The sequence below is a fragment of the Cupriavidus sp. C3SS-1 genome (assembly GCF_057073755.1).
This window is the reverse complement of record NZ_CP172700.1, coordinates 1595479-1608561: the sequence shown is the minus strand read 5'-3', so window position 1 is coordinate 1608561 and position 13083 is coordinate 1595479. Positions and strand designations below refer to the sequence as shown.

At 68.6% G+C, this 13083-nt stretch carries 10 protein-coding genes; 5 read left to right on the top strand and 5 right to left on the bottom strand.

Going from position 1 to position 13083, the window contains the following annotated elements:
- Positions 1–47: 47 nt before the first annotated feature.
- On the top strand, positions 48–737 hold the full coding sequence (locus tag ACIGJC_RS23475; RefSeq protein WP_483711806.1) for a heavy metal response regulator transcription factor: 690 nt from the start codon (positions 48–50) through the stop codon (positions 735–737).
- Positions 734–2170 carry a heavy metal sensor histidine kinase gene (locus ACIGJC_RS23470; protein ID WP_483711805.1) on the top strand — a complete coding sequence of 479 codons (1437 nt, stop codon included), beginning with the start codon at positions 734–736 and terminating at the stop codon, positions 2168–2170. Before ACIGJC_RS23475 ends, ACIGJC_RS23470 begins: the two co-directional genes overlap by 4 nt.
- A 22-nt stretch (positions 2171–2192) precedes the next feature.
- Here ACIGJC_RS23470 and ACIGJC_RS23465 read toward each other — a convergent pair whose 3' ends face one another.
- A complete protein-coding gene (locus ACIGJC_RS23465) occupies positions 2193–3140 on the bottom strand; it encodes a LysR family transcriptional regulator (protein WP_483711804.1) in 948 nt (315 codons plus the stop codon).
- 122 nt (positions 3141–3262) lie between these two features.
- Between ACIGJC_RS23465 and ACIGJC_RS23460 the strand changes: the two genes are divergently transcribed.
- From ACIGJC_RS23460 to ACIGJC_RS23450, 3 genes are all read left to right on the top strand, one after another.
- Positions 3263–5092 (top strand): gamma-glutamyltransferase family protein, encoded by a 1830-nt coding sequence (locus ACIGJC_RS23460; RefSeq protein WP_483711803.1) that lies wholly within the window; start codon positions 3263–3265, stop codon positions 5090–5092.
- Positions 5093–5167: 75 nt separating this feature from the next.
- The gene (locus ACIGJC_RS23455; RefSeq protein WP_483711802.1) at positions 5168–6139 is read left to right on the top strand and encodes a Bug family tripartite tricarboxylate transporter substrate binding protein; all 972 of its coding nucleotides are present in this window, start codon (positions 5168–5170) and stop codon (positions 6137–6139) included.
- Positions 6129–6647: a GAF domain-containing protein gene (locus ACIGJC_RS23450; protein WP_483711801.1), complete on the top strand. Its 519-nt coding sequence runs from the start codon at positions 6129–6131 to the stop codon at positions 6645–6647. Before ACIGJC_RS23455 ends, ACIGJC_RS23450 begins: the two co-directional genes overlap by 11 nt.
- A 20-nt stretch (positions 6648–6667) precedes the next feature.
- Here ACIGJC_RS23450 and ACIGJC_RS23445 read toward each other — a convergent pair whose 3' ends face one another.
- The 4 genes from ACIGJC_RS23445 to czcI all read right to left on the bottom strand — a co-directional run bounded on the left by ACIGJC_RS23445 (position 6668) and on the right by czcI (position 12988).
- Positions 6668–9892, bottom strand: a complete 3225-nt coding sequence (locus tag ACIGJC_RS23445) for a CusA/CzcA family heavy metal efflux RND transporter (RefSeq protein ID WP_483711800.1) — start codon at positions 9890–9892, stop codon at positions 6668–6670.
- A 16-nt stretch (positions 9893–9908) separates the two neighbouring features.
- Positions 9909–11144 carry an efflux RND transporter periplasmic adaptor subunit gene (locus tag ACIGJC_RS23440; protein WP_483711799.1) on the bottom strand — a complete coding sequence of 412 codons (1236 nt, stop codon included), beginning with the start codon at positions 11142–11144 and terminating at the stop codon, positions 9909–9911.
- Positions 11145–11166: 22 nt separating this feature from the next.
- A complete protein-coding gene (locus tag ACIGJC_RS23435) occupies positions 11167–12447 on the bottom strand; it encodes a TolC family protein (RefSeq protein WP_483711798.1) in 1281 nt (426 codons plus the stop codon).
- Positions 12448–12619: 172 nt separating this feature from the next.
- Positions 12620–12988, bottom strand: coding sequence for a cation efflux protein, CzcI family (czcI, locus tag ACIGJC_RS23430; RefSeq protein WP_483711797.1), 369 nt, complete (start codon positions 12986–12988; stop codon positions 12620–12622).
- Between the last annotated feature and the right edge of the window lie 95 nt (positions 12989–13083).

Here is a 13083-nt window from a genome sequence, read left to right as displayed (position 1 = left end):
GCTAGCGTTATGCCTGCGGCGCAATGTTGCCCGCCGAAAGGACCCGCATGCGTATCCTGATTGTCGAAGACGAGCCCAAGGCGGGCGATTACCTGCAAAAGGGGCTGACCGAATCCGGCTTTGTGGTTGACCTCGCGCGGGACGGCATCGACGGCCTGACGCACGCGCGCGAGCAGCCCTATGACCTGATCGTGCTCGATGTGATGCTGCCCGGCCTGGACGGCTGGAGCGTGCTGCGCGAGCTGCGCCGCGAACGCGATACGCCGGTGCTGTTCCTGACCGCGCGCGACGAGCTGCAGGACCGCCTCAAGGGCCTGGAACTCGGCGCCGACGACTACATGGTCAAGCCATTCGCGTTCGCCGAACTGGTCATGCGCATCCGCACCATCCTGCGCCGCGGGCCGCTGCGCGAAAGCGAATTCATCGAGCTGGCCGACCTGCAGATCGACGCGATCCGCCGCCGCGTCACGCGCGCGGGGCAGAAGATCGACCTCACGTCGAAGGAATTCGCGCTGCTCTACCTGCTGGCGCGGCGCCGCGGCGAGGTGCTGTCGCGCTCGCTGATCGCCTCGCAGGTGTGGGACGTGAACTTCGACAGCAATACCAATGTCGTGGATGTCTCGATCCGCCGGCTGCGCGCCAAGGTGGACGACCCGTTCGAGCGCAAGCTGATCCACACGCGGCGCGGCATGGGCTATGTGCTCGACGAAGGCGAGCCGCGCCTGGGCGACGCGTGAAGCGCCTGACGTCCTCCCTCACGGCGCGGCTGACGCTGGCGTATGGCCTGGCCACGGCGGCGATCCTTGCAGGCGTCGCGGCCTACCTGTCGGGCGCGCTGTCGGCGCAGTTGCAGGGGCGTGACGAAAGCGAGCTGGTCGGCGAAGTGCTGCTGGTGCGCCACCTGCTGCGCGAGGTGAGCAATGAAGACGAGGTCCGCGCCGATACGCACCGGTTCGCCGATATCGCCATGGGGCATGAGGGTTTGATCCTGGTGGTGCGCACGCCGCAAGGCGAGCCGCTGGTCACGCTCAATCCGCGCAACGAGGCCATTCCGGCGCTACCGGTGCTGCCCGTCACCACGCAGCCGCAGAAGTCCATGCTGCAGCCCTGGCAGCCGAAGAGCGGGGCGGCGTCGTCAGCCATCGCGGCGCTCGGCCAGCTGGGCGATACCGGCCGTTCGGTGGAGATCGTGGTGCTGCGCGATGCCGGCTATCGCGTGGCGCTGATGCGCGAATACCGCCACCGCTTGCTCGCGGCAACGCTGTGCGGCGCGGCCGTGGCGGCGGCGCTGGGCTTCGTGCTGGCGCGGCGCGGATTGCGGCCGCTGCGTCGCATGGCGGCCGATGCGGCCGCGGTGACGACAAGCCGCCTGGCCACGCGCCTGGACGTCGGCAGCGCGCCGGCCGAACTGCGCGAACTTGCCGGCGAACTCAACGGCATGCTGGCACGCCTGCAGGACAGCTTTTCGCGGCTGTCCGCGTTCTCCGCGGACCTGGCGCATGACTTCCGCACGCCGATCAGCAACCTGGTCGGACAGACCGAAGTCACGCTGGCGCAGAGCCGCAGCGTGGCCGAGTACGAGGCCTTGCTCGAATCCAACCTGGAAGAATACGAGCGCCTGTCGCGCATGATCGAGAACATGTTGTTCCTGGCGCGTGCCGACCACGCCCAGGTCGCCATGGGCGTGCGCGCACTGGATGCGCGCGCGGAAATCGACAAGGTCGCCGAATACTTCGAGGCGGTCGCGGCGGACCGCAACGTGAGGGTGTCGGTGAATGGCGCCGCCAGCATTCACGCGGACCAGACGCTGTTGCGCCGCGCGGTCACGAACCTGCTCGACAATGCCTTGCGCCATGCTCCTGCAGGCAGCACGGTACGCGTAGAGGTTTCGCGTCGCGCGGGCGAAGAGGGCGGCGCCACCTCCATCCGCGTGGTCAATGCGGGGCCGGCAATCGCTCCCGAGGTGTTGCCGCATATATTCGGCCGCTTCTTCCGCGCCGATCCGTCGCGCCGCAATTCGGCGGCTTCCACCGGGCTCGGCCTGGCCATCGTCGATTCGATCATGCGCTTGCATGGTGGCCGCGCGCTGGTCAGCAGCACGGATGGCGAGACCGTGTTCGCGCTGCTGTTCCCGGCAGGGAACGAGCCCCGGCCACACGTGGCGGGTTGACACCATCGCGGCTTGTGTTGCCTCAGGCCTGCCTCACCACCTCCGCCACGCTAGCCACCAGCGCCGCGATCTTTTCATCCTCGCCGGACTCCCTTCGCCACATTACGCCCACGGGCGGCAGGTCCCAGCTCAGCGGGTGCGGCAGCGTCGTTGCGCCTTCAGCCTCAACCAGCTCGGCGGCGACGCCTCTTGGCACGATGGTGATGGCGCCCAGATGGCTGCGCAGCACGGTGGCCATGGTCTTGATCGAGTAGGTTTCGACGATCGGCGTAGGCTGCGCCACGCCAGCCACCGCGAACATGGTGTTGATGGTGCGGCGGATCGGCGTATTGGGCGGCGGCAGCAGCCAGTCGCGTTCGGCCAGGCGGCCCCAGTCCAGCGCGCTGCGCGCCAGGCGGGCCGCCGCCGGGCTTGGCACCACCAGCACCGGCTCTTCGCGGTAAAGCGGACGCTGCGCGATATCCTCGCCTGGCACATAGAACGTGCGCGCGATCACGCAGTCGAGTTCATGGGCGCGCAACGCGGCCACCAGTTCGTCCGTAGTGCCCTCGCGCACCAGGACCGAGATGCGGGGCGAGCGCGCCAGCCCGAAGGTGCAGGCGGCGTCGAGCACCGGCCGCGCGATGTACGGAATCACCCCAAGGCGCAGCCGCCCCGACAAGCCGGCCTCGATCACGGCAAGCTCGCGGCCTAGCGCATCCGCGTCGGCCAGCGCCAGCCGGGCGTGCGCCAGTACGCTGAGGCCGGTCGGCGTCGGCGCCAGCCCCTGGCGCGTGCGCGTGAACAGCGGCACCGCGAAGATGTCCTCGATCTCGCGCAGCATCTTGGTGACGGCCGGTTGCGACAGGTTCATCTCGGCGGCGACGCGCGAGACCGAGCGCTGCCTTTCCAGCGCCAGCAACAGCGGCATGTGCCGCAGGCGCAGCCGCGAAATGACGCGATGGACCAGGTTGTCGGAAGCGAGGGACATGGTGAGCGGCGGCGGGGTAGTCGTATAACCGATCGGTAATGCAATGATAACCAAAGACGTCATTGCGGTTATTTCATGATCCTATACTGGCCGGAATCCCTGGAGCCCCTGGAACCCATTTCATGTTCACTACCCGTCCGGAAATCGTCGGCACCTTTGGCGTGGCGGCATCGACCCACTGGCTGGCCACGCAGACCGCCATGGGCGTGCTGGAGCGTGGCGGCAATGCCTTCGACGCGGCTGCGGCGGCCGGCTTCGTCCTGCAAGTAGTGGAGCCGCACCTTAACGGGCCTGGCGGCGAAGTGCCGATCCTGTACTGGAGCGAGCGCGAGCGCCGCGTGCGCTCGGTCTGCGGGCAGGGCGCCGCGCCGGCGCTGGCGGATCCGGCGCAACTGCGCGCCATGGGACTCGAACTGATGCCCGGCATCGGCCTGATGCCCGCGACGGTGCCGGGCGCGTTCGGCGCCTGGCTGACCATGCTGCGCGACCACGGCACGTGGTCGCTGGCCGACGTGCTGGCGCCGGCCATCGGCTACGCGCGCGATGGATTTCCGCTGGTGCCGCGCATCTCGCGCGCGATCCTTGCCGTGCAGGCGCTGTTTCGCGACGAATGGCACAGTTCGGCTGAAACCTGGCTGCCCGGCGGCAAGGTGCCGCGCCCCGGCAGCCTGCATACGCTGCCCGCGCTGGCAGCGACCTACACGCGCATCGTCGACGAAGCGCAGCAGCGCAGTGACACGCGCGAAGGCCAGATCGACGCGGCCATGGACTGCTGGTACCGCGGCTTCGTGGCCCGCGAGATCGACAGCTATTGCCGCAACACGCACGTGCGTGACACCACCGGCGACAAGCACACGGGTCTGCTCCGGTACGACGACATGGCCGCATGGCAGCCTGACGTGGAAGCGCCCGTCACACTGGACTTTGGCCGCTATACCGTTGCCAAGTGCGATATCTGGAGCCAGGGGCCGGTGTTGCTGCAGCAGCTTGGCATGCTGCGGCAAGCGGACCTCGCACAGTACGCCCCGGACTCGGCGGAGTTCGTCCACCGGATTGCCGAAGCCTGCAAACTGGCCATGGCGGACCGGCTCGCGTGGTATGGCGATCCGCGCTTCGCGGCCAGCCCGCTTGCCGCGCTGCTGGACGGCGGCTACCTGGCCGGCCGCGCGCAGCGCATCGGCGAGCAAGCCTCGCGCTCGATCGACCCTGGCATGCCGGGCGGCATGGCCCCGCGCCTGCCCGACCTGGAAGCCGCGGTGCGCACGCTGCAGCGCGCCGACGTGCGCTTTGGCGTGGGCGAGCCGACCTTTGCCGAGCTGCCGCCGGTATCCGAGTGGGCCGAGCGCGAACTGTTCGTCGGCGACACCTGCCACGTGGACGTGATCGACCGGCACGGCAATATGGTGGCCGCCACGCCGTCCGGCGGCTGGCTGTCATCGAGCCCGACCATTCCAGCGCTGGGCTTCGCGCTCAACACGCGCCTGCAGATGACCTGGCTCGAACCGGGCCTGCCAAACTCGCTCGCGCCGGGCAAGCGGCCGTGCACGACGCTGTCGCCTTCGCTCGCGCTGCGCGACGGCGAGCCGTACATGGTATTCGGCACACCCGGCGGCGACCAGCAGGACCAGTGGTCGCTCGCGTTCTTCCTGCGCCACGCGGTGCATGGCATGAACCTGCAAGAGGCCATCGATGCGCCCGGCTGGCATATCGACCATTTCCCGGGCTCGTTCTGGCCGCGCCAGACCGTGCTCAACCGGATCACCGTGGAATCCCGTTTCCCCGAAGCCACGCTGGCCGCACTGCGCGACCGCGGCCACGAGGTGCGCGTGGGCGATCCGTGGTCCGAAGGGCGCATGTCCGCCTGCACGCGCGAACGCGACGCGCAGGGCCGCCTGGTGCTGCGCGCCGGCGCCAACGCGCGCGGCATGCAGGGCTATGCCGTCGGACGCTGAATCCGGCCATCCATCAACAGAAGAGGGCGCGTGCAGCGGCATGCTGGATCGCGCGAGACCGAGGAGAGAAAGACCATGACATCCATCCTGAAACGACTGCTGGGCGGCGTTGCCGCGCTGGCGTTTTGCGTCGCCGCGCAGGCCGCGGATGCCTACCCGCAGAAGCCGATCACGCTGATCGTGCCGTGGGCGGCGGGCGGTTCCACGGACATCCTCGCGCGCGTGCTGTCGGAGCACCTGACGCGCTCGCTAGGGCAGCCGGTGATCGTCGACAACAAGCCGGGCGCGTCGGGCAATATTGGCTCGGCCATGGTCGCGCGTGCCAAGCCCGATGGCTATACGCTGCTGGTCGGCTCGATGAGCACGCATGCCATGAACCCGGCGCTGATGCCCAACATGCCGTTCCGCGGCGTCGAGGATTTCACGCCGCTGCGGCTGCTTGCCTACGTCACCAACACGATGGTGGTGCACCCGTCAGTGCCCGCGCAAAACCTGAAAGAGCTGATTGCCTACGCCAAGGCCAACCCCGGCAAGCTGGCCTATGCGAGCGCCGGCCCTGGCTCCACCAATCACCTGAGCGCGGTGCTGTTCGAGCGGATGGCCGGCGTGCAGATGCTGCACGTGCCTTACAAGGGCGGTGCGCCTGCGGTGGTCGATACCGTCGCCGGCCAGACGCAGGTGCTGTTCTCCGCTGGCACGCAGACGCTGCCGCACGTGAAGGCAGGCAAGCTGCGCCTGCTGGCCGTGACCGAAGCGAAGCGCTCGCCGCTGTTGCCGAATACACCGACCGTGGCGGAGACCGTGCCCGGCTATGAACTGGCCGTCTGGTATGGCGCCTTCGGTCCGAGGGGCATGCCTGCCGACCTGGTCGCGCGGCTGAACCGCGAAATCAATACGGTCATGGCGCTGCCCGAGGTCAAGAAGCAGATGAACGCGATTGGCGTGGAGACTGCCACGTCGACCCCGCAGCAGTTCGGCACCATCCTGCGCAACGATGCGGACCGCTACGGCAAGCTCATCCGCGAACTCGGCATCCATGGGGAATGACGTGAGTGCCGCCCTGGATCACGCCGCGGACCTGCTGGTCTGCGCCAATGGCCTGTGCGATGCGCTGCAGCGCGCTGCCAGCCCGGCGGAAACGCTGGATGCAGTCGGCCAGGCGACGCTGCGGCTGCTCGGCCCGGGCCTGCTGACCATCAACGCGTGGCATGCGGGAACGGCGGAGATCGAGCGGATCTGGTCATCGGATCCCGCAGCCTATCCGCCGGGCGGGAAGAAGTCGAAGCCCGACAGCCCATGGCGCAGGCAATTGCTCGAAGCCGGGCAAGTCTTCGTCGGCGAGGGCGACGCGGCGCTGGCGGCCGTGTTCGACGATATCGCGCTGATCCGCTCGCTGGGATGCACGGCCGTCGTCAACGTGCCGCTGTGCAAGGCCGGGCAGGTTTTCGGCACGTTCAACTACCTGGCCGACCGTGCCGCCTGGGACGCCCGCGAAATCGCTGCGCTGCGCGTGCTCGCGAATCTTGCGGCGCCCGCGGTTCACGCCACCCTCTGATCGGTCCGTCCCATGCTGATCTAATTGACCGGATCCCGCACCAGCACACTGCGCACGCCTTCGCCGGCCCCCATCTGCTCATCGCGACGATGCGCAAGCCGGTACAGCACCGGCAGCACCAGGAGCGTCAGCGCCGTCGACGACACGATCCCGCCGATCACCACTGTCGCCAGCGGGCGCTGCACCTCGGCGCCGGTGCCCGTGGCAATGGCCATCGGGATGAAGCCGAGCGAGGCCACCAGCGCCGTCATCAGCACCGGCCGCAGCCGGCTCAGCGCGCCCGAATGCACGGCCTCGTCGAGCGCCAATCCTTCCTCGCGCAGGCTGCGAATAAAGGAAAGCATGACCAGCCCGTTCAGCACCGCCACGCCGGACAGCGCGATGAAGCCGACCGCCGCCGAGATCGACAGCGGAATGCCGCGCAGCCACAGCGCCAGGATGCCGCCCGTCAGTGCGAACGGAATGCCGGTGAACACCAGCAGGCCGTCCTTCAGGTTGCCGAACATCGCGAACAGCAGCACGAACACCATCAGCAGCGCCAGCGGCACGACAATCTGCAGGCGGTGGGTGGCCGACTGCAACTGCTCGAACGTGCCGCCCCAGGCGATCCAGTATCCCGTGGGAATCGTCACGCGCTCGGCAATTGCGGCCTGGGCATTCGGCACGAAGCTGCCGACATCGCGTCCGCGCACATTGGCGCTGATGACGATGCGGCGCTTGCCGTTCTCGCGCGAGACCTGGTTCGGGCCGGGCGCGATGTCGAACGTGGCGATCTCCCCCAGCGGGATATAGCTGGTGCGGGGCGCGGTGTCTGACGAGTTCATGCGCACGCCGTTGCCGGAGACGGGCCGCGTGTCGGGCGGCAGCGGAATCGGCAGGCGGCGCAGGGCGTCGACATCGGCGCGCACATCTTCGGGCAGGCGCACGGCAATGCGGAAGCGCCGATCGCCCTCGAACAGCGTGCCGGCATCGCGCCCGCCAATGGCGATGGCGACGGTGTCCTGCACATCGGTCATGTTTAGCCCGTAGCGCGCCGAGCGTGCGCGGTCGATCGCGACGGTCAGCACGGGCAGGCCGGTGGTCTGCTCGACCTTGACCTCGGCGGCGCCCGGAACCGATTGCAGGGCGGAGGCGATCTTCTGCGCCGTGGCTTCCAGCACCGCGTTGTCGTCGCCGAACAGCTTGACCGCGACATCGCTGCGCACGCCCGAGATCAGTTCGTTGAAGCGCAGCTGGATTGGCTGCGAGAACTCGTAGCGGTTGCCGGGGATGGTCTCCAGTTCCGACTGCATCTGCGCCAGCAACTGGCCGCGAGTCTTGCGCGGATCCGGCCATTCGCTGCGCGGGCGCAGCATGATGTACGCGTCCGATGCGTTGGGCGGCATCGGGTCGGCGGCGATCTCGGCGGTGCCCGTGCGAGAGAACACGCGTTCGACCTCCGGGAATTTCTCCTTCAGGCGTGCCTCGACCTGCTGCTGCATCGCCACTGACTGGCTCAGGCTGGTGCCGGGGATGCGCAGCGCCTGCACGGCGATGTCGCCTTCGTTCAGGTTCGGGATGAACTCGCTGCCAAGCCGCGTCGCGACCAGCCCGCTCAGCACCACGGCAACCGCGGCAAAGGTCAACACCACCGGCGTATTGGCGAGGGCGCGGCTCAGCGCGGGCGCATAGAGATTGCGCGCCCACTGCATCACGCGATTCTCCTTTTCCGCAACGCGCGCGCCGATGAACAGCGCGACGGCTGCGGGCACGAAGGTCACTGACAGCAACATGGCGCCGGCCAGCGCCAGCACCACCGTGATCGCCATCGGGTGGAACATCTTCCCTTCGACGCCGGACAGCGCAAAGATCGGCACGTAGACGATCATGATGATCAGCTGGCCGAACACGAGCGGGCGGCGGGCTTCCCGGGCCGCGGCAAACACCTCGTGCAGGCGTTCGCTGCGCGTAAGCGGGCGGCCGTGGTGCTGCTGCGCATGCGCCAGGCGCCGCACGCAGTTCTCGACGATGACCACCGCGCCATCGACGATGATGCCGAAGTCCAGCGCGCCCAGGCTCATCAGGTTCGCGCTGATGCGGTAGGTGGCCATGCCGGTGAAGGTGAACAGCATCGACAGCGGAATCACCAGCGCGGTAATCACCGCCGCGCGGATATTGCCGAGGAACAGGAACAGCACCGCCACCACCAGCGCAGCGCCTTCCAGCAGGTTCTTCTTCACGGTGGCAATGGCCTTGTCGACCAGCACCGTGCGGTCGTACACCGTCACCGCGCGCACGCCGTCGGGCAACGAGCGGTTGATCTCGGCCATGCGCGTGTCCACCGCGCGCGAGACCGCGCGGCTGTTCTCGCCGATCAGCATGAACACGGTGCCCAGCACCACTTCGCGGCCGTTGTCGGTCGCGGCGCCGGTGCGCAGTTCGCGCCCCAGGGCGACCTCGGCCAGGTCGCGGATGCGGATGGGCTGGCCCTGCGCGGTGCCGACGATCACGTCGCGGATATCGTCCATGGACACGACCTGGCCCGGTGCGCGCACCAGGTACTGCTCGCCGCGCCGTTCGATGTAGCCAGCGCCCACGTTGCTGTTGTTCTTCTCCAGCGCCAGCACCACGTCCTGCAGGCTCAGGCCGTACGACGCCATGCGTTCCGGGCTCGGCGCCACCAGGTACTCGCGCGCGAAGCCGCCGATGGTATTGATTTCCGTCACCCCGGTGACGGTGCGCAACTGCGGCTTGATGATCCAGTCCTGGATCTCGCGCAGGTCGGTCGGCGTGTAGTGCGTGCCGTCGGGCTTGCGCGCGTTGTCGTCGGCTTCGACGGTCCACAGGTAGATCTCGCCAAGACCCGTGGAAATCGGCCCGAGCTGGGGCGTGGTCCCGCCGGGCAGCTTCTCGCGCGCTTCCTGCAAGCGCTGGTTGACCAGCTGGCGTGCGAAGTAGAGGTCGGTGCCGTCCTGGAAAATCACGGTGACCTGCGACAGTCCGTAGCGCGACAGCGAGCGGGTCTGCTCCAGCCCGGGCAGGCCCGCCATGGCGGTCTCGACCGGGTAAGTGACGCGCTGCTCGGTTTCCAGCGGCGAGTAGCCGGGCGCCTCGGTGTTGATCTGCACCTGCACGTTGGTAATGTCGGGCACGGCGTCGATCGGCAGGCGGCTGTAGCTGTACAGGCCCAGCAGCGCCATGCCGAGCACGCCCAGCAGGACCAGCCAGCGCTGTTCGATGGCAAAGCGGATGATGCGTTCAAACATGTTCAGCTCCTGCCGGTCAGTGGGCGTGTTCGGCGCCGGCCTTGCCCTGCTCGGCCTTCAGCACGAAGCTGTTGCGCGCCACGTAGCGGGCGCCGGGCAGCAGGCCCTGCACGATCTCGATGCGCTTGCCGTCGCTGCGCCCCGTGGTGACCTGGCGCGCTTCAAAGCCGCCGGGAACCTCGACATAGACCATCGGCTGGCGGCCTTCGGTCTGCACGGCTTCGCTTTCCACCACCACCGGAACTTCCGTCTCTTGTCCGGCCACGCTGACGGTGACGAACAGGCCGGGGCGCCATGCCATGTCGGGGTTCGACAGTGTCACGCGCGCGGTCGCGGTGCGCGTCTGCTGGCCGAGCAGCGAGCCCACGTAGGACACGGTGCCGGCGGCGGTGCCGTCAAACGCGGTGGAAGCGATGCTGACCTTTTCGCCGAGGCGTACCTGGCTCAGGTCCTTGGGCGCGATCACGAACTCCGCCCAGACCGTGGCCAGGTCGGAGATCGTGAAGACGATGGTATCCGCCGCGACCGCTTCGCCAAGCGCCAGGTGCTTCTCGACGACGATGCCGTCGAAAGGCGCGCGCAACTCGAACTGGTTGAGCCCGGCCGCCGTCGGCCGCGCGCCGATGGCGGTGAGCTTCTGCGTGGCGTTGTGCACGGCGATCTCGGCTTCCTGCAATGCGGTGCGCGCGGCCAGGAAGTCCTGTTCGGCGGAGATCTTCTCTTCCCACAAGCGCTTTTCGCGCGCATAGGTGGTGCGGGCCAGTTCCAGCCGCTTCTGCGCGGCCAGCAGTTCGCTGCGCTGGTCGGAAAGCTGCGTGCTGGCCAGCACGGCCAGCAGGTCTCCCTTCTTTACGCGCTGGCCCAACACGGCGGGCACGGCTTCGGCAACCCCGGCCACGCGCGGCACGACGTGGGCGGTGCGGTCTTCGTTGAAGCGGATCTCGCCGGGAAACTGGACCGCGGCCTGCACGCGGCCGGGGCCGGCGGCGCGCAGTTCCAGCCCGGCATTGCGGATTTGTTCGGGCGTCATCGTGATACGGTCGGCGTCGTGGACGGCGGTGGCGGGCGCGGAGGCAGCGTCTTTGCCGACCTCCTTGCCCTTCGGTTTTGTTGCCTGCTCGCTGTGGTCGTGGCCGGCTTCATCGTGGCCGTCGCCGGTGCCGCGTCCGGCGAACAGCAGTGCGGCGCCGGCCAGCACGCCGGCCCCGATGATCGCGGCGATCGCGTTGCGTTGAGTCTTGGTGATTGCCATGGGGGAATCCTTGGTGGGCCGCTCAGCGGCCGAGCATGCGGTCGATAGCGGTGGCGGCCTGGTAGGTGGCGGCCACGGCGCCGAGATAGCGCACGCGTGCCTGCAGCAGCGTGCGCTGGGCGTCCAGCACTTCGAGATAGGCGAACTTGCCCGCTTCGAATCCTTGCGCCGCCGCCTGGTAGGCGCGCTGCGCGGCCGGCAGCACGGTCTGGCGCAGGGTCAGCGCGCTGTTGCGCGACAACGCCAGCTGGCTGGATGCCTGGCGCAAGTCGCTGGCCAGCCGCACGCGCGTGGCGCGGCTTTCGTCGGCGGCCTTGTCGGCCTGGCGGATGGCGGTGTACAGGTTGCCCTGGTTGCGGTCGAACAGCGGCAGCGGCAGCGAGACGCCGAGCACGGGGTAGTAACCGCGATCCGATGCATTCTCGCGCTTGGCGCCAACGCTCAAGGTCACGTCGGGATACCGCCGGCTGCGCTCGACGTTGACGATCGCCTGGCGCCGCGCCATCTCGCTCAGGCTGGCGCGCATTTCGGGCGCGGCATCGAGTGTTTCGTCGAGGGCGTTGGGCAACGGCCGCGATGGCAGGGCTTCCAGGTCGCCGCTTGCCGAAGAGAATGCCGGCGCCTGGCTGCCCCACTGCGCCGCCAGTTGCTGGCGCGAGGTTTCCAGCGTGGCGCGGGCCTCGGCCAGCTCCAGTTCGGCATTGGCCTGCTCGACTTCCGCACGCGTCTGCTCCACGGGCGAGACCTTGCCCGCGGCCACGCGCCGCGCCGCGGCCTGCATCCCGCGCGTGGCAATGCCCAGCGAGCTTTCGGCCAGGCCGACTCGCTCCTGCGCCACCAGTACCTGGAAGAAGGCGCCGATCACCGCGGCGCGCAGACCGGCCTCGGCGCTGCTCAGTTGCGCGGTGGCCAGTTCGCGGGCCTTCTGCGCGGCGTCGATGCGGGCCGAGCGCTTGCCGCCCAGCTCGATCGGCAGGCTCACCTGCGCGGTGGTGGTGCGCGACGCGCTGCGCGTGTCTTCCATTTCGTAGCCGATGACCGGGTTCGGAATGGTGCGCGCCTGCGTGATGGCGCCTTCGGTGGCGTCGAGTTCCCGGCGGGCGGCGGAAAGGGCAGAGTTGCGGGCCGTGGCCAGTGCGAGGGCGGCGTCCAGCGTCAGGATGCCCTGCGGTTCGGTCGTGTCGGGCGGTTCTGCGGTGCGCTGCAAGCGCGGTGCAGGCGGCATGGCCGCATCGGCGGCGGCATGCGCAAGCGGGGCGAGCAGTGCGGCTGCCAGTCCCAGCGGTATCACTACGTGTTTCATCGGGTATCACCAGATCGAAGCCAGGGAACACCGGCGCGATACCGTCACGCGCGCGAATGCGCACGCTGACGGCGGTCACGCCGCGAGATCCGTCGATCCGGGATGCCGGCCCTGCGCGGTCAGCGCGGGCGCGGCAAAGGCAGAGGATGGGCCATGGCCCCGAACCGGCGGATTACGCCAGTTGCAGCCACTGGGGCCGATCCGGTTCGCGCGCGGGTACCGACCCGTAGTTCACGGGCAACACGCGGTAGCGAACGGTAATGAAGTGGTAGGACACAGGCTGTGTCGCAGCCGGCACCATGACGTGCGAGCCGGCGAAATGGCATATCGCACAATCGGCATCCGGCAGTTTGGTGCTGCTCTTGCCGTGGGCGCCGGCCTCATGCTCATGCGCGTGATGGCCGAAATGCCAGCCCGGGGCGGCGCCGGTCTCCTGCTGCCGCAGCTGCTCGCGCCCGTGCTCGCAGAATGCGGCCGCGCTCGCCCAGGTGAACTGGAGCGGCAGCAAAATAGCGAACAGGAGGATCAGCAGGCGGCGCATGGCCGGGATTATAGCGGCGCACAGCAGCCCTCTGGCAAGCGCAGGCTGGGTCACCCTGACGCGAACGGGCCGCGTCGGCGTCATGCTTGACTCTG